Raw genomic sequence first — 20896 nt, 5'->3', positions numbered from 1 at the left:
TCCGTCCGGCATGGGAACCAACGGCTTTCCAGTGCTTTATAGCGCGCTTCTCCAGGCGTGTTTAACGGCTCGTCCCGGTTTCGTGTCAGATCGCCACGCCAAGCGCTTCGGCGACAGTGAAGATGTCTTTGTCGCCACGACCGCACAGGTTGGCGAGGATGATGCTGTCGCGCGGCATCTCGCGTGCGCGCTTTGCTACCGCCGCGATCGCGTGGCTCGGTTCCAGCGCGGGGATGATGCCCTCGGTCCGGCACAGCAACTGGAACGCGTCGAGTGCTTCGGTGTCGGTGATCGAGGTGTATTCCACACGGCCGATCGAATGCAGCCAGCTATGCTCCGGCCCGATGCCGGGATAGTCGAGCCCGGCGGAGATCGAATGCGCCTCGGTGATCTGGCCGTCCTCGTCCTGCAACAGATAGGTCTTGTTGCCATGCAGGATGCCGGGCGCGCCGCCGGCCAGCGAAGCGGCATGCTCCTTGTCGAGGCCACGCCCGGCCGCCTCGACGCCAAGCATCGCCACATCGGCATCATCGAGGAACGGGTGGAACAATCCGATCGCGTTCGACCCGCCACCGATCGCCGCGACGAGCAGATCGGGTAGCCGGTTGATCCGCGACAGCATCTGCGCACGCGCCTCGGTGCCGATCACGCTCTGGAAATCGCGCACCAGTTCTGGATAGGGGTGCGGACCGGCGGCGGTGCCGATGATGTAGAACGTGTCGTGGACGTTAGCGACCCAGTCGCGCAGCCCCTCGTTCATCGCGTCCTTCAGCGAGGCCGAACCGCTGGTGACGGGGCGCACCTCCGCACCGAGTAGTTTCATGCGGAACACGTTCGGCGCCTGCCGCTCGATATCCTTGGCGCCCATGTAGATCACGCATGGCAAGCCGAAACGCGCGCACACCGTCGCAGTGGCGACGCCGTGCTGACCCGCGCCGGTTTCCGCGATGATGCGGCTCTTGCCCATCCGCATCGCCAGCAGGATCTGGCCGATGCAGTTGTTGATCTTGTGCGCGCCGGTATGGTTGAGTTCGTCGCGCTTGAACCAGACCTGCGCGCCGTTACCGTCAGGAGCCGATTCGCGTAGTGCTTCGGTCAGCCGCTCGGCAAAATATAATGGCGAGGGGCGGCCGACGTAATGCTCCAGCAGATCGTCGAACTGTGCCTGAAACGCCGGGTCGGCTTTGGCCGCGCGATAGGCGGTGTCCAGTTCCAGGATCAGCGGCATCAGCGTTTCGGCGACGTAGCGTCCACCGAAAGCGCCGAAATGCCCACGCTCGTCAGGCTGGGTGCGGAAGGAGTTGGGGGCGTTCATGCGCGGTGTTTAGCAGGCTGGGCGGGGGTGCCAAGCCTCGACGGGCCGTCGCCACTGCCGCACCGGACTGATCGCGCGGTAAGACACCGCCACGCCATCGGTCGAGCGGCGCATCTTGAACACGCGCGCGCCCGATGCATAGGCGACGTTCAGCCGGCCGCGGTCTATCCAAGCAACGTTGATCCAGATCGCATCACCCGTCCCGGGGGCAGCGGTACCGTGGTTCGAGTCGGCGACGAACACTTCTTGAGCAGCACTCTGCGCCTGTCGTGCGTGACCCACTCTGAGCGTCGTGACGAAATCGGTTGTCGCTCCACAGTTTCGCACTTCGACGACGGCGTATCGGTCGGTTCCAGCCTCGCGGACAACGTGTACGACCTGAGACGAGCAGAACGGCTCATCGTGGCATGCTGCCAGCAGCACTGCCACCAACATCGCACATCGCCGGGTCAGCGTATGCCGACGGCCTTCAGAAACGCTGCGATCTTCGCCGGGTCTTTGACCCCGGGCGCATTTTCCACTCCGGACGACACGTCCACCAACGTCGCGCCCGTTCTCGTGATCGCCTCGCGAACGTTGGCGGAGTCGAGGCCTCCCGACAGAGCCCAGGGCAACGGGTGACGGAAGCCGTCGAGCAGCGTCCAGTCGAAACGCACCCCCATGCCGCCGGGCAGCGCCGCGCCCGGCGGGGTCTTCGCATCATACAGGATACGGTGCGCTGCCCCTGTGTAGCTGGCGGCGCTGTCGAGATCGGCGCGGGTGCGAACCGCAACTGCGGCCCAGACCTCACGAGCTGTTTTCGCCCGGATCGCGGCGGCGCGGGCGGGCGCGACCTTGTGGAGTTGCAGCACGTCGAGTTGTCCGGCGTGGAGCGCGGACTCGACCAAGGCGTCGTCGGGATCGACGAAGACGCCGACACGCGCGACGTGCGGTGGCACACGCGCTGCCAGTTCGGCAGCACGCTCGCGCATCAGGTTGCGCGGTGAGGGTGCGAAGAATACGAAACCGACATGGCTCGCGCCGCCAGCGATCGCGGCGTTCAGCGTATCAGCAGTCGAAAGGCCGCAAATCTTGGCGGTTACCGGCATGAGTACAGCCTATCTCGAGTGGCATCAAAAGCGACGGTGGAAGGACGATTTCGGTCGCCCAAGCGGCACCATCGCCAGCTATACAAAAGCAACGCCGCTCAGAGCGGCTTCGCCAATACTGCCATGAACAACGGCGGCTCCACCGCAATCGGAAAGTCACGGCGCTCGCCGGTCCGCGCATAGCCGCGCCGCTCATAATAGCCGATAAGCTCGGCACGGTTTTCGATAACGGTCATCTCTATCCGAACCGCACCGAAGGCGTCGCGTGCATGGCCTTCGGCGGCTGCGATCAATTGCCTGCCCAGGCCAGCAGCCTGCAAACGCGGCTCGATGCACAGCAGGCCCAGATATGCGGTGCCGCCGCCATGATCGCTGACCTGAACGCAGCCGATCGGTGCATCCTCATCAAATGCGATCAGTAGCTTCATTGCCCGGTCGGCGACGATCGCCTGTAACGTGGGCAGGTCGGTGCGTTGGCCGTCGAGCAGATCGGCTTCGTGCGTCCAGCCGACGCGCGCCTCTTCACCACGATAAGCGCGCTCGATAATAGGGTGCAGACGGGTCAGATCGTCCGCACGACCCGCACGGATTTCGATGTTCACCATGTCATTCTACGCATCAGAGCGTTGCGCCGATCGCGCGGGCGGCGGCGTCGGGGTCGTCCGCATTGGTGATCGGTCGACCAACCACCAGGATCGAAGCACCGGCGTCAAGTGCGGCACGCGGTGTAACGACGCGCTTCTGGTCGCCGGCTTCGCCGTTGGCGAGCCGCACCCCCGGCACGACGACAAACCCTTTCGGCCACAGCTTGTGCACGGCCGCGACTTCTTCGCCCGAACACACCACCCCGTCGACCCCGGCCTCGCAGGCGAGTTCGGTCAGTCGCAGCACCTGCGCGCGTGGTTCGTTCGCGCAGCCGATCGCGTTCAGATCGCCGGCATCGAGGCTGGTCAGCGTCGTTACCGCGACGACTTTGGTACCGAGTGGCGCCGCAGCCTTTGCGTCCTCCAGCATCGCGCGTCCGCCGGCCGCATGCACGGTCAGGATCGCGGGGTCGAGCCCGCGCAACGCCTGTATTGCCTTGGCGACGGTGTTGGGGATGTCGTGCAGCTTCAGATCGAGAAAGATCGGCAGGCCGAGATCATGCATCTCCATGACGCCGTGGCGGCCGTTCGCCATGAAGAATTCAAGGCCCAGTTTGATACCGCCGACATGATGGCGCACCCGCTGCGCAATGGCCTTGGCGCGCGCCATGTCGGGAGTGTCGAGCGCAACGAAGATCCGGTTGGTCATGCTTGCGTCTCCGGCGTTTCCGCGGCGATGGCGATGGCGATGGCGACCGGTGCCGCGTCAGCCGCAAGCGGCGTTCCAATCATCGGCGCGGGTGCGATCACGTCGCGAAGGGTTCCGATGGTCCGCTCGGACGTCGCCAACCGGCTGCGCAGGCGCCAACGGACCGCATGGTGGTAGGCGAGCATCGGCAGCAGACCGCACAGGAACACGATCAGCAGCAGCAGCGGCAGGTTGATCTCCGCGATCAACCCTCCCCACAGATTGACCGGAACGGTCGTCCAGTTGTTGCGTGTGAACATCGCCGCGACAAACGCGAGGAGGCACCAGAACAGCGTCTTGAGGAACTGCATAGCCGTAACGACTAGACCGCTTTGCCGCGCTTTGCCAGTGGTCAGCGTTCAGGCCGGCTCCACCACGGCCCAGATCGGCAGATGGTCGGATGCGCGGCGCGCGGTGGCACTGCAATGCACGCCGCACTCCATCACGCGAAGATCCCGAGAAACCATGATGCGATCAAGCCGCCCGATCGGTCGGCGCGCGTGGAAACTCGCGCCGGTCGCCGCGCTCGGATAATAATTGCCGAAATCGCGCAGGCAGCCGCCGTTCGGCGTCCATTCGTTCAGGTCGCCCATCAGCACCGCCGGCATGGCGTGGGTGCTCGATTCGACATGCGCGATGATCGCGTGCGCCTGCCGTCGCCGCCACAGGCCGGAAAGGTCGAGATGCATGCCGACGACGCGGATCGGCGTGCCGTCGATGCGAAGATCCGCCGATACCGCACCACGCGGCTCCAGCGCAGGCAGGTGAATGGTCTCGTGATCGATCACCTGCGCCGCCTTGCGCACGAGGATCGCGTTGCCATGCCATCCCATGCTGGCGGTGTTCCGCCCGAACGGTACCGCCTGCCAGCCGCTATGCTCCTCAAGCAGATGTTGCGGGATTACCCGCGCACGCGCGCCGTACCGCCGGTCACATTCCTGCAATGCGATGACATCGGCGTCGATTTCGGACAGCACATCCAGGATGCGACGCGGGTCGCGCTGCCGGTCGAGACCGACGCCCTTGTGCATGTTGTAGCTGGCGATCTTTATCATAGTCTCGTTCGCCAACGCGCGACCATCGGAGTTGGTGCCGTGTCCGCAACGATTACCCGCAATGGCGCGAAAAGGATTGATCGGGGCGGCGCGGATGCGCATGGCCGGGCGGAGATGACGTTCAGGGGAGCCGACGTGGTGAGCACCAGTTTCGATAATGCCACCTTTCGCCGCGTACTCGGCCATTACCCGACCGGGGTGTGCGTTGTGACGACCGCCGATCCGGAGGGCGCGCCGACGGGGATGGTGGTCGGCTCCTTCACGTCGGTCTCGCTCGATCCGCCGCTGGTCGCCTTCTTTCCGGATCGCAAATCCTCAAGCTGGCCGCGCATCCAAAAAGTCGGCAAATTCTGCGTCAACGTGCTTGCCGCCGATCAGCAGGATCTGTGCCGCCGTTTCGCCACACCCGGCGTCGACAAGTTCGCCGGCGTAACGCACCGCACCTCGGCAAACGGCTCGCCCATCCTCGACGGGGTGGTGGCGTGGATCGACTGTGACCTCGACGTAGTGCACGAAGCGGGCGATCACTTCATCGTACTCGGGCGCGTCGTCGCGCTTGAGGTGGAAGGGCCGGGTGCGCCATTGCTGTTTTTCCAGGGCGGTTACGGTGCCTTTTCGCAGCTGGAGTAGCTGCCTAGAGCCTCGGTAGTTGCGCCATTGTATCGACGGGGGTGCGGCCCTTACGCATCTCGAAATGCAATTCGGGGCGATCGGCAAGGCCCGTATCGCCCGACATGGCGATGGTCTGGCCGCGTTTGACCGACTGCCCGCGCTGCACGAGCAGGCGACTGGCGTAGCCGTAGACCGTGGTCCAGCCGTCGCCGTGCTTGATGATGACGAGTCCGCCGAGCGTCGGCACTTCGCTGCCGGCATAAGCGACCACGCCGTCGGCTGCGGCGAGCACCGGCGTTCCGGTCGGCACCGCGATCTTGATGCCATTGTAGCGTTCGCCGCTCGCGCCGCTCGGGCCGAACTTCGCGACGATCCGGCTATGCATCTGCAACGGCCAGTCGAACCCGCCACGCAGGCGCCCCGGTTCGGTGATCGCCTGGGTAGGCGCAAGCACGCGGCGCGGCGAGCGGGAGGGCGGGGCGGTGCGCTGGTTGCTCGCCAGCGCCGGCTCGCTGCCGGTCACGATATCGTCCACGTCGAGGCGGAACGCGGCGGCACGCTCGGCCGCGCTGCTCCTGCCCGGCGCGGGATCAGGGATCAGCACACGCATCCCGACGCGCAACGTGTACGGTTCGCTCAGCCCGTTGGCGGTGACGATGCGCGACCAGTCCACACCGTAAGCGCGCGCGATCGCAATGCCGGTCTCGCCCGGGCGAACCGGGTGGTAGCGTCCGCCGGGGATCGTCAGCCGCTGTCCGCTGCGGATCACGAAGGGCGCGGTCAGGCCGTTGGCGCGCGCGATCGCCTCGGATCCCGCACCGGTCCGATCGGCAACGGCGCGGAGCGTATCGCCGGGTTGCACGACGTAGGTACTCGCATCGACGTAGCGGGCCTGTGCGGTGACCGGACGGGCCTGCCATGCGGGCGGCGGTGCGGGCAGGGCTGCGACACCCTCGTCAATGCGGTGCGGCTGGTACCGCTGATCGTCGGGCGGCGGGGGGTTATCGTACCGCTGGTGTGCTTCCTGACGCGGACGGTAGCGCGAGGGATATGATGCTGGCGCGTCGACCTGCGGGATGCACGCGGCAAGTGCCGGCAACAGAACAACCAGCGGCGCCATGTTGCGCAGCGCGATGTTACGAACTCCCATCACCTACCCTTATCGGAAGACGTCGGTAAGCATACCGAGCGATGCGCGATGTGTCAGGTCGAGATGCAGCGGCGTAACGGTGATATAACCCTGCTCGATAGCCTCTAGATCGGTGGCCGCGCCCGGGATGTGCGCGATCTGGCCGAGCCGCAGCCAGAAATAATCGTAGCCGCGCGGATCGGTGCGGCGATCGAGCTGCAACCGCCCGTAATCGCGCATGCCCTGCGCCACCGCGCGAATGCCCGAAACCGCAGCGCCCGCGATCGGCGGAAAGTTGACGTTTACGAGCGTGTTGGCCGCGAGGGGCGCGTTCACCAGCTTGCGCAACACGCGCTCGCCCCAGACCTCGGCGGCATCGAACGTGACCGCATCGCCCTGACCGCCCTTGGCATAACGCTGGCTCAGCGCGATTGAGCGGATGCCGGCGTGCGCGCCTTCCATCGCCGCGGCGACCGTGCCCGAATAGCTGACATCCTCGGCCAGATTGGCGCCACGATTGACTCCGGATAGGATCAGATCGGGCTTCGCGTCATTCATGATCTCGGCCAGCGCGATCATCACCGCATCGGTTGGCGTACCCGTCACCGCCCAGCGTTTTTCGCCGAACTGTCGCAGCCGAACCGGCTCGGTCAGCGTCAGCGAGCGGCCCTTGCCGGATTGCTCCGAGATTGGGGCGACGACGGTGATGTCGTCAGATAGAGTGCGGGCGAGCTTTTCCAGCACGGCCAGACCGGGCGCGTGGATGCCGTCGTCATTGGTGAGCAGGATGCGCATCAGCGCGCTAGCGCCACCAGCTGCATCACTTTGGCTCGAGCCGGTTCAGCCCCTTGAGATAGGGCTGCAAAGCCTCGGGAACGGCAACCGATCCGTCTTCCTGCTGGTAGTTTTCCAGCACCGCCACGAGTGTCCGCCCGACGGCGAGGCCCGAACCGTTGAGGGTATGGACGAACCGCGTACCCTTGTCCTCGGCCGGGCGATAGCGCGCATTCATGCGCCGCGCCTGGAAATCGGTGCAGGTCGAGCAACTGGAAATCTCTCGGTAGCGAGCCTGGCCGGGCAGCCACACTTCGAGATCATAAGTACGCGCGGCGGTGAACCCCATGTCGCCGCTGCACAATTTCATGCGACGGAACGGCAGTCCGAGCGCCGTCAGGATGCTCTCGGCACAGGCGGTCATCCGCTCGTGTTCCTCCTCCGACCGTCCGGGCGCGACGATCGAGACCATCTCGACCTTTTCGAACTGGTGCTGGCGGATGAAACCACGCGTGTCGCGTCCGGCCGCGCCCGCTTCGGACCGGAAGCACGCGGTGAGCGCGGCGAAGCGCAACGGCAATTCCGCCTCGCCGAGGATCTTGCCGGCAACGATGTTGGTGAGCGGCACCTCGGCGGTGGGGATGAGCCAGCGACCGTCGGTGGTCCTGAACTGGTCCTCGGCGAACTTCGGCAACTGGCCGGTCCCGAACAGCGCCTCATCGCGCACCAGCAGCGGCGGCGCGACTTCTTCATAGCCGTGTTCGCCGCTGAGCGTGTCCAGCATGAACTGGCCGAGTGCGCGGTGCAGCTTGGCGGCGGCTCCGCGCACCAGCGTGAAGCGTGCGCCCGACATGGCCGCACCCGTCTCGAAATCGAGGCCCAGCGTCGGGCCGATCGCGTCGTGTTCCTTGGGCGGGAAGGCGAATACCGGCTGCTCGCCGTGCGTCGCCAAGAGCGCGTTGTCCTCCTCGTCACGGCCGAATGGCACGTCGGCGAGCGGCAGATTGGGGATTGCGGAAAGCGCTGCGTTCAGCGCATCACCGGCCGCCTTCTCCTCGGCTGCGATTGCGGGCAGCCGCTCTTTCAGCGCGGCGACCTCTGCCATCAGATCTGTCGGATCGTCGCGCCGCGCCTTGGCCGCGCCGATCGCCTTCGACGCTTCGTTGCGGCGCGCCTGTCCAGCCTGAGCTTCGGTGATCAGCGCGCGGCGCTTCTCGTCGAGCGCGATCAGGCCGGCGGCGGCGGGAGCAATGCCACGTCGGGCAAGTGCGGCGTCGAAGGCGGCGGGATCGTCGCGGATCAGGCGGATATCATGCATGGCGAGGCTATGCCGAGCCGTCCACGCTCGCGCAAGTCACCCCGGCTGGTGTAAACCTGCACGGGTGCCGAACCTGGCTGGTGGCCCAAAGAGACTGCCGGGCAAGCGCGTCGCGGACTCAGGCTAACGTGTTCCAAAACGCCGCAACGATGCCCGTCCGGTCTCTAGCGAAACGCGAAATGTCAGGCAGATCGCATCCGAACCACAGTGCGTGGTCGGCGGGGTCGGACCTCAACAACGCTCCGAACATCTGAGCTTGCGCCACGATCTGAGGTGAAGGTCGCGAAAACTGCTTCGACGAGTCGTCAATCCTCGGCGATTGGCCGCTTGGCGAAGCGCTTGCGTGCGACCAGCGCGGCCGCTGCCGCACCGAACAGCAGCACCATCGGTGGCGCAGGCACCGGGGCGGGATGATCACCTCCATGGCCGCCCCAGCCGCCGTGGCCACCCCAGCCGCCGTGGCTGCTGCTCGACGGGAAGCCGTGGCTGCTCGAGGCATAGCTACTCGATCCGCTCGAGGCGCTTGACGTCGAAGTGGAAGTGGAACCCGATGTCGATGTCGAAGACGATCCCGAGGTAGAGCTGGAGCCAGACGTGGAGGATGACGATCCACCGGTGCTGGTCGAAGTCGAAGACCCTCCGGTGGAGGTCGACGACCCGCCGGTGGAGGTCGAGGAGCCGCCCGTCGACGTGGACGAACCGCCCGTCGAGGTGGAGGAGCCGCCGGTCGAAGAACCACCGGTGGACGTGGATGAGCCACCGGTGGAGGAGCCACCCGTGGATGAACCGCCCGTGGACGTAGACGATCCCCCGGTCGACGATCCACCAGTGGAAGACCCGCCCGTCGAGGAGCCGCCCGTCGACGTCGAACCGCCACTCGTAGAAGTCGACCCTCCACTGGAAGTCGACGAGATCACGATAGCGCCGCCCGAACTGCCGCCGCCACCGCCGAAGAAGCCCCCGCCGGAAAACCCGCCGCCGCCAAAGAAGCCGCCACCGCCACCGACCACGGCGAGTCCACCGCCGCCGCCGCCCATCGCCGGGACATCAGCCGGCGGAAGCGGGATCGGCGCCCCTTGGGTCGTCATTGTGACGACCGCCGGCGGACAGACCGCGCGCGTCTGCGTTACAACACGCCGGATCCGGCTGGTGGGCTGGTGCACGGTACGTCGCACGACGCGTTTGGTTTTCTGCACATACGTGTGACGTGTCTTAGATGCTTCAGCGACGTGCACGGCGCCTCCACCAACAATCGCGCCGCCGCATGCGCAGGCACACAATTTAGCCAAGGCCATCCGCACCGACATGATCTTGCTCTTTCGTTCCCGACAGGGTTGCTACCGGATATGTACCACGCAGCGGGTTAGCTGCTCTTCCCCCAAAGTGCCGAACAAAGCGTTAAGTTCAAGCTCGTTAACCATCCTAACAGCGTCGTGCAGCCGATTTTACCTCGTGAAGGCAGCGACAATATGGTTAACGTACCGCGACGGTACAGATTACTAATGCCACCTCCGCCACGATCGATCGGTGGCGGCGATTTTGGTAATTCGCGTCTATCACGGTGTGACCGACCTCGGGTTGCTTGTGGTGGACGAAGGGCATGGTTATAGGCCCGCTCATTACGGGATTGGCCCTCTATGAGACGTGCGCACGCAGCGCCGCACCATGGGCAGCGATTGGATAGCCACTGTCTTGAATCGATTAGAAGAATCCGCGAAACTCGATACGCCACCAAGCGTAATCGATTCCTTTGACGGCTATCGGCCCAGCGCTGACGAACCGTTCATGAACCCGCGGCAGCAGGCATATTTTCGTGAAAAGCTGCAAGCGTGGAAAGAGGCGATCCTGCGCGAATCGGCTGGTACGCTGTCTCAGCTCCAGATCGACTCGCTGCGTGAAGCGGATCTCACCGATCGCGCATCGAGTGAAACCGACTGGTCGATCGAACTGCGCACGCGTGACCGGCAGCGCAAGCTGATCTCCAAAATCGATGCGGCATTGCGCCGGATCGAGGACGGCGAATACGGCTATTGCGAGGTTACGGGCGAACCCATCTCACTCGGCCGGCTGGAAGCGCGTCCGATCGCCACGATGACGGTCGAGGCGCAAGAACGCCACGAGCGTCACGAAAAGGTGTCGCGCGAAGATTGATTCGCCGCGTGGCGGTTAAGAAGTTCGACACGAATTCAGGCTAACGCCGAATCGAGCATATATTTTCGGCGAGAGCGATGGACCAGTTCTCCAGCGAACCCCTGTATGAAGTGGCACTGAGCGATGACGCGCAGGATCGCAGTGCGTCACGCGACAGCCTGTTCCTCATGGCGGAATTGCGCGTCGACGAACAGGTAACGACAGTGCGTATCCGCAACCTGTCGGCGGGCGGTCTGATGGCGGAGTTCCCGCAGGGGCTGGATCAGGACACCGAAGTCACCTGCGAATTGCGGGGTGTCGGCATCGTGCACGGGAAGGTCGCATGGTCGGCGGCCGGCCGGGTGGGCATTGCGTTCGATCGTCAGATCGACCCGTTGATGGCGCGCAAGCCGGTAGGCATTGCGGTAAAACCCAAGATGGTTCCTAACGTCGCTGTTCCGTCACGGCGGTGAACGACCTGGATGGTGGCCCGAGCGGCGGTGCCGCCCGGACGCGCTACAGCTAAAGAACCTGCATCTCTTCCTTCAAGCGAAGCTTTTGCTTCTTGAGCTCGGCGAGCATGGCGGTATCAGGCACCGGTCGATGTGACTCGTCGCTGATCTTCTCTTCGAGGACCGCGTGCTTGGCCTCCAGGGCCGCATAGTGCGCGTTCTGCATTGAGGAATGTTCCTTTCCCATTTGTGGCGGGGAGGGGAAGTAAGCATGCGCGAGGTTAATTGTCTGCCCCCTTGCCGCGGTGGATACGACGTACCGAAGCGGAATCTGCGACGATCAGCTTTTTGCCGTTCGCGTCGCGGCTACGATTTGCTAGGCGTGGCTTAGGGCGGGGCCGGCTGACCGGGTCGGGGCAGAACGGGGAACGAATGGACGGTTCGCAGATCGCCAAACGGCTGGAAGTGCTGAAGATCGAACATCGTGATCTTGATGCCGCGATTTCGGCGTTGATCGGCTCCGGCACACCCGAGCAGATGCAATTGGCGCGTTTGAAGAAGCGCAAGCTACGGCTACGCGACGAAATATCCATGCTTGAGGATCAACTGATCCCCGACATCATTGCGTGATGTGCCACGATCCGGAACGGGACGATTGCGCCGTTGATTTACGATTCTCGCCGATCATGTCTTGTGTCATGACGCCGACATGAGGGGCCTGCCAACCGAATCGCGGATTCATCGTCGGCTGATCGATGTCTTGTATGTCGACGCCATGGTGTTGGCGGACGAGGCCCGCAGCTATTTCGACGAGGGCGGCCGTAGTGATCGCGATGCGTTGCCGCCGCTCGCCCGTGTATCGTTCAGCTGTGAGTCGCTGAAGGTCACCACCCGCCTGATGCACGTGATCGCGTGGCTGCTGACGCAACGCGCGGTGGGCGCCGGCGAGATCGCGCCGCGCGACGCCCTCGACCCGTCGCGACGGCTTGGTCCGGCACCGCGCAGCGATGCCGCAGCGCTGGCAGAACTGCCGGCGCGTGCACGGACGCTGATCGACTCCAGCGCGGAACTGTACCGTCGTGTCGGTTTGCTCGACGAAGCTCAGGCGCGTGAACTGGTCGTGGAAAGCCCGGCGCGTTTGATGCTCGAACGGCTGGCAATGGCGTTCTAGCACTGCGCAGTGTGTCTGTTTCCACCGACGACTGAACCGACCCTTCCCGGATCCGGATCCTCCACGGCGCCGCGCGCGTAACCGTTTGGCTTAAGAGTGTAATAGTTCATGTGCGGTATGCGGTGTGGTGCTCGAGTCGCGGGCGGCAGTGCTCATCACCCAGCGGCATGAACGGCAGTTGCCGACCCTTTCGGACAGTCACATTTTGCACTTGGAACATCGGAGGCGTTGCCGCAATTTACCGTCGATGAGACGCCTCATTTACATCAGCCTTGTCACCGCAAGTCTTTGCGACGACCACATGGAAACGCTCGTATCCACGTCCTCGCTGCGGAATCATGAGTCCGGCATCACCGGCATGCTTTGGTTCAATGGCATTCACTTCGCCCAGGTGCTCGAAGGCGACGCGGAAGCGGTCGACGCAGTTATGAGGCGCATCGTGAAAGACCAGCGTCATACCAATATCCAGATCATTACTGACGTGACCGACGATCGGCGAATTTTCGGTACTTGGGGAATGACCTTGGCAAATGACGGTCCAGAGCGACTGGCGATGAGCATGCTATTGCTGGGCAGCGCGCGCGGAATGGCAGCGCCTGACGGCGATCGGATCAGCGACATCGTGATTTCAAGCCTGGATTGATCAACGTTGCCGCGTGGCGACCGGCCGAACCTGTTCGGCACGGATCGTGATCCTACCCGTCGCTTCGCGCCGACAACCGGTCTTGGCTATCGAGATAGTGGTGTGAGCCGTCTAGGTTAGGGGATCAACAACTGGAGCAGGGGATCGCCTAAGCGACAAGATTCCGCGTTCGTTCGATCCTAGAAGAAGGGCAGAGCACATTCCATGTACTCGCGTTGGCGGCGCTTGTGGCCCGTCAAGACGTTGAAACTCGTGCGGCTCGGCCAGCTGCACGATCCCCGTCTGTGCCAAAGGCAATGCCAGCAGTCGCGAGGCCTTTTTGTCGACCGAGACGATTGTTCGTTTTCTAGGCGGCGCAACACGATCCGCGCGGCCAAACTCTTGAGCGCGGTCGGGCGCAGACCCTCCACAACCTTCTCGAGCGACTGCCGCACGCCGCCGCCGGATCAATAGCATCAGCGGTACTGAGGTCTGCGGAATTGGCAGCGTGCCGAGCACCGGAAAACGCTGTTCTCGAATCACTTGAGCACCTGCTTTAGGACAGATCGGACAGCATAGAGAGACCCTGCGGTGGCCCGCGGTTCCTACAAATTCCTACGCTTTGGTGGTCTGCCATGATCGACTAAACTGCAGACTTTCCTTGCCGAAGCAAGGACTGTGCGCAGCCGTGATCGGCTCTGATCTATAGGTGTGGCTCCCTGAGTAGGATTCGAACCTACGGCCGCTCGATTAACAGTCGAGAGCTCTACCGCTGAGCTATCAGGGAACATCGTGGAGGGCGTCTATAACCGCCTGAAACGACGATGCAACCCCTCTTCTTGGTCACGCGATAAATTGCTCCATGGTGATGCGATCATCGAGAGCGTGCTCGGGATCGAACAGCAGGATCAACTCGCGCGAACGATCGACCGCGATCTCTACACTCGCGACGTCGCGCACCTCGCGCTGGTCGGCGACGGCGCTGACCGGGCGTTTACCGGGGTCAAGCACGCGGACCACGATACGCGCCTTGTCCGGCAGGATCGCACCGCGCCAGCGGCGGGGGCGAAACGGGCTGATCGGCGTGAGGGCCAGCAAAGCTGAGCCGAGCGGCAGGATCGGACCCTGCGCGGACAGATTGTAGGCGGTGGACCCGGCGGGCGTCGCGACCAATATGCCGTCACAGGCCAATTCGGGCAGGACGACACGATCGTTGACGGTCACCTCCAGGTTGGCGGTCTGCCGCGTCTCGCGGAGCATCGACACCTCGTTGATCGCGGGCAGTGTGTGAACAGCACCGTCGATCGTGGTCGCGCTCATGGACAGGGCGGTGACCTTGAACGGCTTGGTGCGCGCGAGTCTGCCTTCAAGATCGAAGTGACGCCACTCGTTCATCAGGAACCCTACCGTGCCGAGGTTCATGCCAAACACCGGAATCGGCGGCTTTCGGCGCTCCAGAATCGCATGCAGCGTCTGGAGCATGAAGCCATCACCGCCCAACGCGACGATCAAATCGGCCTCCTCCGGCGCAACCCAATCGTAAGCATCGGCGAGCGTCTCGGCCGCAGCCTGCGCAGCGGCAGCAGGCGAGGCGACGAGCGCGCGCTTCTGCGGTGCTGCGGCGTAGGTCATGTCAGCCGCCTGTCACACTCATGTGGCGGCTCACTGCGGGGGTTGTGGCTGTGATATCGAAATCGTGCCGCGCGGGCTTGCTCGCCATCGCGCTGTCCAATGCTGCATCGAGGCCGGCGATCCCCTCGCTACGCAGCACCTGCTTGAGGTCGACGCAGTCATCGTGGCCTAGGCACGTGTAGAGCAGCCCCTCCGTCGTAAGCCGCACGCGATTACACGTATCGCAGAAATTGCCGGTCAACGGCGAGATCAGCCCCAATTTGGTGGTGCTGTCCCCCACGCGCCAGTAGCGGGCCGGACCACCGCTGCGATGTGAATCCCGAGCGAGCCCGAAGCGAGCGGCAAGATCGTCCAAGACTACGGTAAGAGGAAGAAAACGGTCGGTACGATCCTCGTCAATGGCGCCGAGCGGCATCGTTTCGATCAGCGTGAGGTCTAGCCCTTCGGCGACACACCACGCCAGCATCGGCGCGATTTCGTGCTCATTCAACCCCTTGAGCGCGACCATGTTAATCTTGATCGCGAGCCCAGCGTCGCGCGCGGCCATGATGCCGCCGATCACCTGCGCAACGTCGCCATGCCGCGTGATGTAACGGAACACCTCGGGATCGCGACTGTCGAGGCTGACATTGAGGCGACGGACACCGGCATCCATCAGCGCGGACGCATGTTCGGCGAGGCGGGTGCCGTTGGTCGTCATGGTGAGTTCGTCGAGACCGGTGCCGACATGCCGGCCGAGGCGCTGTACCAGCTGGCCGACATCCCGGCGTACCAGCGGCTCCCCACCACTCAGGCGAATTTTGCGGATGCCGCGCGCAATGCAATGTTCGGCGATGACCGCGATTTCCTCGAGACTTAGCAAAGCCGCCTTGGGGAGGAACGTCATCGTCTCCGACATGCAATATCGGCAGCGCAAGTCGCAGCGGTCGGTCACGGAAATGCGCAGGTAGCTGATTGTCCGTCCGTGCCGATCGATCAGGGGCGGGGCAACTTCCATAATGCTGAACTAAGCCTTCCACCCGTAACGAACAAGGGGCGAACGCGCGGCTCTCCATATTGGATGCGCGGCAAATGAACACGGAACGTTCGCTGCGAACGGCAATCGTCGCGATTGCACTTCTTCTTTAACGATCGACAAGGCAGTAAGGAGCGCGCGGCCGATTGGGGCGGCCCGAACGGGGAGTTTGCGTGGGCGAAGAAGGGGTGCGCGCTGGCAGCGGAGCTACGCCATTGTTCATCCTGTCGTTCAGACAGCGTGATGAGTTGGCGGCGCTGGCGGGTGGCGCCGGCTGGCAGGTGGTTGCGGCGCGGCGCGCGGCTGGGGTCGAGCGACGGTTCCTCGCCAGCGGAGCGGCGGTGGCGGTGATCGATGCGCGCGGCGCGCTGACCGATGGCCTCGCGGGCGCGCGGATGCTTGGTGGTGCGATCGAAGCGAATGGTGGCGCGATGCTGGTGCTGGTGTCGCGTGGTGACCATGATGCGATCGGGACGCTGTACGAGGCGGGGGCGACGCATTTCCTGTCCAGCCCCTTTGGCGAGACCGAGTTCATCCAGGCGCTGCGGTATGCGGCGCGCCACGCCGCCCGCATGGCGGGCGAGTGGCGCGCGACCGGCGTCGTCGAGCCGCTCGGTTGGCGGTTCGATCTAGCCGAACGCAGCGTGCTGCTGACCCCGGCGTTTGCCCGTTTGCTGGATATTGAGGAGCAGCCAGGCCGAAACGCGTTGCTGCGACACGTCGAGCCGGCCGAACGCGGATCGGCGCTTGCGGCGCTGCGGCGCTTATCACCGGCGCGGCCTACGACGGCGTTCGCGCATGACGTGGCGGGGATCGGGCGGGTGGTGCAGCACCTTCATTACAATGCGGTGACGCGGCGGATCGACGCGCTGATCGAACCGCTCGGCAGCACGCCAGAGCCGACCGCGGAGCTGCGCGAGGCTTTGGCCGGCGCGCGGGATGCGGGCAGCGCGCGGCGGTGGATCGGGCGGCGGCTGCGTGAGGGTGGCGAGGTGCCGCTGTACGCGATGCTGGTGGCGCTCAACCGGTTCGACATGATCAACACGGCATATGGTCGCAGTGCTGGAGATACGCTGCTCCGTGGCGCGCTCAAGCGGATCGAGGATGCGGTGCGCGACGTGCTGGGGCGTGAGGCGTTGATCTCGCGCCTGAGTGGATCGTCGTTCCTGGTCGCCGCGCGCGCGCCGCGCACCCGGATCGAACTGGCGGCTGAGCGGATCGCGGGGGAACTGGCGCGGCCGTTCGTGGCGGGGGAGACGATCGCGGTACTGGGCTGTCGGATCGGCGTGGCGCTGGATCAGGCAGGGGACGAGGCGGCGGTGCTGCTGCGCCGCGCCAGCGAAGCGCTGGCGGACGCGCGCGATTCGGACAGCGCGACCGTGCGTGTCGCCGAGCCGAGCGGGGCGGAGGCGCCGATCGAATCGCTAGCGGTCGCGCTGCACCATGCGATCGAACGCGGTGAGATCGACATCCTGTTCCAACCGCAGGTTTCGGTGTCGAGCGGCGCGATCATTGGTGTAGAGGCGCTGGCGCGGTGGGAGCATGGCACCCTCGGCACGATCGGCGCGGACACGCTGTTCGCCGCCGCCGCTCGTGCCGATCTGGAGATCGCGCTGTCCGACCATATCCAGCGCATCACGCTGGAGCGCGCCGCGACGTGGCCGGCGGCATTGCGTGGGCTGCGGCTGTCGCTCAACCTAACTGCCGGCGATATCGCGCGACCGGGGTTTGCAGACCTGTTCCTCGACCGCGTGGACAGCAGCGGTTTCCCACGCGGGCGGCTGACGCTGGAGATCACCGAGAGCGGGCTGATCGAGGATCTCGGCATCGCCGCCGGGCTGTTGTCGGCACTGCGAAACGCCGGGTGCAGGATCGCGATCGACGATTTCGGGACGGGCTATTCGAGCCTCGCATACCTGAAGGCGTTGCCGCTCGATTACCTCAAGATCGACAAGAAACTGGCGCAGGACATTACCGGCACGGCGCGTGATCGCATCGTGGTGCGCGGCGTGATCGACATGGCGCGCTCCCTTGGGCTGACGGTGATCGCGGAAGGGGTGGAAACGCAGGAACAGCTCGAACTGCTCGCGAAGGAGGGGTGCCAAGTGTATCAGGGCTTCCTGTGTTCGGAGGCGGTTTCGGTCACCGCACTTGAGGCTTTGATGCTGGGCTGAGGCGGGTTGAACTGCGCGGGCGATCTGGCATGACACCGGTTGCAACAAGACGTGCAGGAGAGTGTATGCCGGTCCCGATCCTCACCCGCCGCAGCTTCACGCTGTCGGCGCTCTCGACACCATTCCTGACCACCACCGTGTGGGCGCAGTCGGTCGGCGGAAAGCAGGCGTTGATTACGGCATTCGGCGCGAAAGCGGATGGCGCGACGATCAACACCACGGCGATCCAGGCGGCGATCGATCATCTCGCCGGTCGCGGCGGCGGCACGGTGGTGGTGCCGCGCGGGGTGTTTGTCAGCGGCGCGCTGTTCCTCAAACCGCGCGTCGATCTGCATCTGGAAGCGGGCGCGGTGCTGAAATGCACCAATGCGATGGAAAACTTCCCGCCGCGCCGTACCCGCATCGAGGGGCATTTCGAGCCGAGCTTCACGCCTGCGCTCATCAACGCCGATGGTTGCCACGGGTTGAAGATCACCGGCGAGGGGACGCTCGACGGATCGGGGCGGCCGGTGTGGGACCTGTTCTGGAAGATGCGCGCTGCCGCGCCCGACCCAAGCGCCTTCAAGAACGTCGGCCTGCCGCGCGCCCGGCTCGTGCTGATCGAGAACAGCAAGGACGTGACGATCGAGGGCGTGACGTTCAAGGACTCGCAATTCTGGAACCTGCATCTCTACCGCTGTGACGGCGTGGAGGTGCGGCAGGCGCACTTCCACGTGCCCGACGATTACAAGCAGGCGCCAAGCACCGACGGGATCGATCTCGATTCGTGCCGCAACGTGCTGGTCGACGGCTGCACCTTCTCCGTTACGGACGATTGTATCGCCGCCAAGGGGTCGAAGGGGCCGCACGCGCTGGAGGACAAGGACAGCCCGCCGGTCGAGCATATCCGCGTGCAGGGCTGCCATTTCCGGCGCGGGCATCAGGCGTTCACCTGCGGCAGCGAGGCCACCTTGGTGCGCGACGTGGTGGTGGAGAATTGCCGCCTGACCAGTGCGATCAACCTGCTGATGCTCAAGCTACGCGCCGACACACCACAGCATTACGAGGACATTCATCTGCGCAACATCACGCTTGATGCGGATGGCGGGCGGCTGCTGTTGATCGAGCCGTGGGCGCAATATGCCAACTTGCAAGGCATGACCCCGCCCAAGTCGCTTGTGCGCAACGTGTCGTTAAGCGACGTGACTGGACGGTTCGGCGCGTTCGGGATCATTCGGCCGAACCCTGGTCAGACCGATATCGGCGGTATCCTCGTCCAGCGCGTTCATGTCGATCTGAAGGACCCGCAGCTTGCCGTGTCCGGCATGCACGACCTCCGTTTCGAGGATGTGGTGGTGAACGGCAAGCCTATGCCGACGCCGGTACCCGGTCCTGCCGCACCCGCGCCCGCCGGTGGCTATCGGGCGAGCGGGGCTTAAGCCCAGCCCTCCAGCACCTGATCGGGCGGGCGGTGGCCGTCCGCCCAGGCGCGGATGTTGCGGATCACCTTCTCACCGGTCGCGCTGCGGCTCTCGAACGTGGCGGAGCCCATGTGCGGCGTCATCACCACGTTCGGCAGCGCGAGCAGGCGCGGGTCAATTTCGGGTTCGTGTTGCCACACGTCGAGGCCCGCGCCCGCCAACCGCCCGGCTTCGAGCGCGCTCACCAGCGCGTCCTCATCGACGATGCCGCCGCGCGAGGCGTTGATGAGGTAGACGTGGGGGCGCAGCAGCGACAGGCGGTGCGCGTCGAGCATCCCCTTGCTGTCGGCGTTGAGCGGCGTGTGGATGGTGAGGATGTCGACCGCCTCAAGCATCGCGTCGAGGCTGCTGTGCCACTCGGCACCGAGCTCGCCCTCCAACACCTTCGGCAGGCGCGAGCGGTTGTGGTAGTGGATGGCGAGCCCGAAGCAGCGTGCGCGCCGCGCCACCGCTTGCCCGATCCGCCCCATGCCGATGATGCCGAGCGCCTTGCCGCCGATCCGGTGGCCAAGCATCCCGCCCGGGCTCCACCCGGTCCACTGGCCGGAGCGGACCAGCTTCTCCCCTTCGGCGAGGCGACGCGGGACGGAGACGATCAGCGCCATCGTCAGATCGGCGGTATCCTCGGTCAGCACGCCCGGCGTGTTGGTGACGATGATGCGGCGCGCGCGTGCGGCCTTGAGGTCGATATGGTTCACGCCCGCGCCGAAGTTGGCGATGAGCTTGAGGTCGTCGCCCGCGCCAGCGATCAACTCCGCATCGATCGCATCGGTGACGGAGGGGACCAGAACCTCGCACGTCGCCATTGCGGCGGCGAGGTCTTCGCGGGTCAGCGGGCGGTCTTCGTGATTGATCGTCGCGTCGAACAACTGCTCCATCCGCTGCATCACCGCATCGGTGAGCTTGCGCGTGACGGTGACCTTCGGGTGAGCGACGCGTCTCGTTTCGGGCATAGTCGCGGCTTGGCGAAGCGCGGTGCCCGCGTCAACGCTGTTGAAGCCACCGTGCCGCACGCGCTAAGCGGACGTGACCAGTGAGGAATGTGTATGCGTTGGCGAGATCGAACGGTTTTGGCGGTGATGGCGGCGGCGGTGATGGCCGCCCCCGGCTTCGCGGCGGGCAAGCAGACGCCTTATTACGGGTCGATCGCGGCGGCGAAGGCGCGGATGCGGAGCGGTCCCGGGCGCACCTATCCGGCGATCTGGCTGTATCAGCGCGCCAACCTGCCGGTGAAGGTGCTCGACACCTACGATCACGGCACCTGGGTGAAGGTGGAAGATCCAGCCGGCACGCAGGGGTGGATGATGGGTGCGCTGGTGAAGGAAACGCGCACCGGCTTCGTGATGGGAACCCCGGTCGACATGCTCGACCAGCCCGAGGCGGGCAGCCGGGTGCGTTGGCGCGCTGCGGCAGGCGTGGTCGGGAAACTCAGCAAATGCGCGAACGGCTGGTGCTATTTCGACGTGCACGGGCAGGGCGGTTACGTCGAGGCGATCCACCTATGGGGTGTCGAACCCAACGAGGCGGTGCCCTGACACGTGCGCCGATCGCGCGGGAGCGGGCGCGACGACCCTCCGACTTGCCCTGTATCAAGCTGGTGCATGATGGCGCGCGCCT

24 protein-coding genes and 1 tRNA gene are annotated in these 20896 nt (G+C 64.8%); 10 read left to right on the top strand and 15 right to left on the bottom strand.

Annotation, left to right across the window (positions count from 1 at the left end):
• Positions 1-85: 85 nt before the first annotated feature.
• The 7 genes from trpB to L8F97_RS02800 form a co-directional block, all read right to left on the bottom strand.
• Complete coding sequence (gene trpB / locus L8F97_RS02830) at positions 86-1315, bottom strand: tryptophan synthase subunit beta (protein WP_242146470.1); 1230 nt, start codon at positions 1313-1315, stop codon at positions 86-88.
• Between the two features lie 9 nt (positions 1316-1324).
• Positions 1325-1597, bottom strand: a complete 273-nt coding sequence (locus L8F97_RS02825; protein ID WP_242146469.1) for a hypothetical protein — start codon at positions 1595-1597, stop codon at positions 1325-1327.
• Between the two features lie 167 nt (positions 1598-1764).
• Positions 1765-2403, bottom strand: coding sequence for a phosphoribosylanthranilate isomerase (locus L8F97_RS02820; protein WP_242146468.1), 639 nt, complete (start codon positions 2401-2403; stop codon positions 1765-1767).
• Positions 2404-2501: 98 nt separating this feature from the next.
• The gene (locus tag L8F97_RS02815) at positions 2502-3008 is read right to left on the bottom strand and encodes a GNAT family N-acetyltransferase (RefSeq protein WP_242146467.1); all 507 of its coding nucleotides are present in this window, start codon (positions 3006-3008) and stop codon (positions 2502-2504) included.
• Positions 3009-3021: 13 nt separating this feature from the next.
• Positions 3022-3696, bottom strand: coding sequence for an orotidine-5'-phosphate decarboxylase (gene pyrF / locus L8F97_RS02810; protein ID WP_242146466.1), 675 nt, complete (start codon positions 3694-3696; stop codon positions 3022-3024).
• The gene (locus tag L8F97_RS02805) at positions 3693-4046 is read right to left on the bottom strand and encodes a hypothetical protein (RefSeq protein ID WP_242146465.1); all 354 of its coding nucleotides are present in this window, start codon (positions 4044-4046) and stop codon (positions 3693-3695) included. Before L8F97_RS02805 ends, pyrF begins: the two co-directional genes overlap by 4 nt.
• 48 nt (positions 4047-4094) lie before the next feature.
• Complete coding sequence (locus L8F97_RS02800) at positions 4095-4790, bottom strand: endonuclease/exonuclease/phosphatase family protein (RefSeq protein ID WP_242146464.1); 696 nt, start codon at positions 4788-4790, stop codon at positions 4095-4097.
• Between the two features lie 114 nt (positions 4791-4904).
• Between L8F97_RS02800 and L8F97_RS02795 the strand changes: the two genes are divergently transcribed.
• The gene (locus L8F97_RS02795; protein WP_242147121.1) at positions 4905-5420 is read left to right on the top strand and encodes a flavin reductase family protein; all 516 of its coding nucleotides are present in this window, start codon (positions 4905-4907) and stop codon (positions 5418-5420) included.
• Positions 5421-5424: 4 nt separating this feature from the next.
• On the opposite strand, the gene L8F97_RS02790 is transcribed toward L8F97_RS02795, so the two are convergent.
• Genes L8F97_RS02790 through serS form a run of 3 tightly spaced genes read right to left on the bottom strand, consistent with a single transcriptional unit; the run spans position 5425 to position 8623 of the window.
• Positions 5425-6522 (bottom strand): M23 family metallopeptidase, encoded by a 1098-nt coding sequence (locus tag L8F97_RS02790; RefSeq protein ID WP_242147119.1) that lies wholly within the window; start codon positions 6520-6522, stop codon positions 5425-5427.
• Between the two features lie 39 nt (positions 6523-6561).
• Positions 6562-7326, bottom strand: coding sequence for a 5'/3'-nucleotidase SurE (gene surE / locus L8F97_RS02785; protein ID WP_242146463.1), 765 nt, complete (start codon positions 7324-7326; stop codon positions 6562-6564).
• Positions 7327-7351: 25 nt separating this feature from the next.
• Positions 7352-8623: a serine--tRNA ligase gene (gene serS, locus L8F97_RS02780; RefSeq protein ID WP_242146462.1), complete on the bottom strand. Its 1272-nt coding sequence runs from the start codon at positions 8621-8623 to the stop codon at positions 7352-7354.
• Between the two features lie 540 nt (positions 8624-9163).
• Between serS and L8F97_RS02775 the strand changes: the two genes are divergently transcribed.
• The 3 genes from L8F97_RS02775 to L8F97_RS02765 all read left to right on the top strand — a co-directional run bounded on the left by L8F97_RS02775 (position 9164) and on the right by L8F97_RS02765 (position 11226).
• The gene (locus L8F97_RS02775) at positions 9164-9829 is read left to right on the top strand and encodes a hypothetical protein (protein ID WP_242146461.1); all 666 of its coding nucleotides are present in this window, start codon (positions 9164-9166) and stop codon (positions 9827-9829) included.
• Between the two features lie 459 nt (positions 9830-10288).
• Positions 10289-10774, top strand: coding sequence for an RNA polymerase-binding protein DksA (gene dksA, locus L8F97_RS02770; RefSeq protein WP_242146460.1), 486 nt, complete (start codon positions 10289-10291; stop codon positions 10772-10774).
• A 77-nt stretch (positions 10775-10851) separates the two neighbouring features.
• A complete protein-coding gene (locus tag L8F97_RS02765; protein WP_242146459.1) occupies positions 10852-11226 on the top strand; it encodes a PilZ domain-containing protein in 375 nt (124 codons plus the stop codon).
• A gap of 49 nt (positions 11227-11275) precedes the next feature.
• Here L8F97_RS02765 and L8F97_RS02760 read toward each other — a convergent pair whose 3' ends face one another.
• Positions 11276-11431 carry a YdcH family protein gene (locus L8F97_RS02760; RefSeq protein ID WP_242146458.1) on the bottom strand — a complete coding sequence of 52 codons (156 nt, stop codon included), beginning with the start codon at positions 11429-11431 and terminating at the stop codon, positions 11276-11278.
• 206 nt (positions 11432-11637) lie between these two features.
• Here L8F97_RS02760 and L8F97_RS02755 point away from each other — a divergent pair, with 206 nt between their 5' ends.
• The 3 genes from L8F97_RS02755 (at position 11638) to L8F97_RS02745 (ending at position 13019) form a co-directional block, all read left to right on the top strand.
• Positions 11638-11835: a YdcH family protein gene (locus tag L8F97_RS02755; RefSeq protein ID WP_242146457.1), complete on the top strand. Its 198-nt coding sequence runs from the start codon at positions 11638-11640 to the stop codon at positions 11833-11835.
• Between the two features lie 79 nt (positions 11836-11914).
• Positions 11915-12376 (top strand): DUF1465 family protein, encoded by a 462-nt coding sequence (locus tag L8F97_RS02750; RefSeq protein WP_242146456.1) that lies wholly within the window; start codon positions 11915-11917, stop codon positions 12374-12376.
• Positions 12377-12623: 247 nt separating this feature from the next.
• Positions 12624-13019: a BLUF domain-containing protein gene (locus L8F97_RS02745; RefSeq protein WP_277924685.1), complete on the top strand. Its 396-nt coding sequence runs from the start codon at positions 12624-12626 to the stop codon at positions 13017-13019.
• A 691-nt stretch (positions 13020-13710) separates the two neighbouring features.
• Here L8F97_RS02745 and L8F97_RS02740 read toward each other — a convergent pair.
• The 3 genes from L8F97_RS02740 to moaA all read right to left on the bottom strand — a co-directional run bounded on the left by L8F97_RS02740 (position 13711) and on the right by moaA (position 15627).
• Positions 13711-13785 (bottom strand) — tRNA-Asn (locus L8F97_RS02740).
• 56 nt (positions 13786-13841) lie between these two features.
• Positions 13842-14630, bottom strand: coding sequence for an NAD kinase (locus L8F97_RS02735; protein ID WP_242146454.1), 789 nt, complete (start codon positions 14628-14630; stop codon positions 13842-13844).
• 1 nt (position 14631) lies between these two features.
• Positions 14632-15627, bottom strand: a complete 996-nt coding sequence (moaA, locus tag L8F97_RS02730) for a GTP 3',8-cyclase MoaA (protein ID WP_242146453.1) — start codon at positions 15625-15627, stop codon at positions 14632-14634.
• Positions 15628-15818: 191 nt separating this feature from the next.
• Between moaA and L8F97_RS02725 the strand changes: the two genes are divergently transcribed.
• On the top strand, positions 15819-17819 hold the full coding sequence (locus L8F97_RS02725; protein ID WP_242146452.1) for a putative bifunctional diguanylate cyclase/phosphodiesterase: 2001 nt from the start codon (positions 15819-15821) through the stop codon (positions 17817-17819).
• A 65-nt stretch (positions 17820-17884) separates the two neighbouring features.
• Complete coding sequence (locus tag L8F97_RS02720) at positions 17885-19237, top strand: glycoside hydrolase family 28 protein (protein ID WP_242146451.1); 1353 nt, start codon at positions 17885-17887, stop codon at positions 19235-19237.
• Here the strand turns inward: L8F97_RS02720 and L8F97_RS02715 are convergent.
• Positions 19234-20232 (bottom strand): 2-hydroxyacid dehydrogenase, encoded by a 999-nt coding sequence (locus tag L8F97_RS02715; RefSeq protein ID WP_242146450.1) that lies wholly within the window; start codon positions 20230-20232, stop codon positions 19234-19236. The two genes, L8F97_RS02720 and L8F97_RS02715, sit on opposite strands and share 4 nt — an antisense overlap.
• Positions 20233-20325: 93 nt before the next feature.
• Between L8F97_RS02715 and L8F97_RS02710 the strand changes: the two genes are divergently transcribed.
• A complete protein-coding gene (locus L8F97_RS02710) occupies positions 20326-20814 on the top strand; it encodes an SH3 domain-containing protein (protein WP_242146449.1) in 489 nt (162 codons plus the stop codon).
• The last annotated feature ends 82 nt before the right edge of the window (positions 20815-20896 follow it).

The sequence above is a fragment of the Sphingomonas sp. BAUL-RG-20F-R05-02 genome, from assembly GCF_022662305.1.
In the GTDB taxonomy this organism is placed as follows: domain Bacteria; phylum Pseudomonadota; class Alphaproteobacteria; order Sphingomonadales; family Sphingomonadaceae; genus Sphingomonas.
This window is presented reverse-complemented; position numbering and strand designations above follow the sequence as displayed.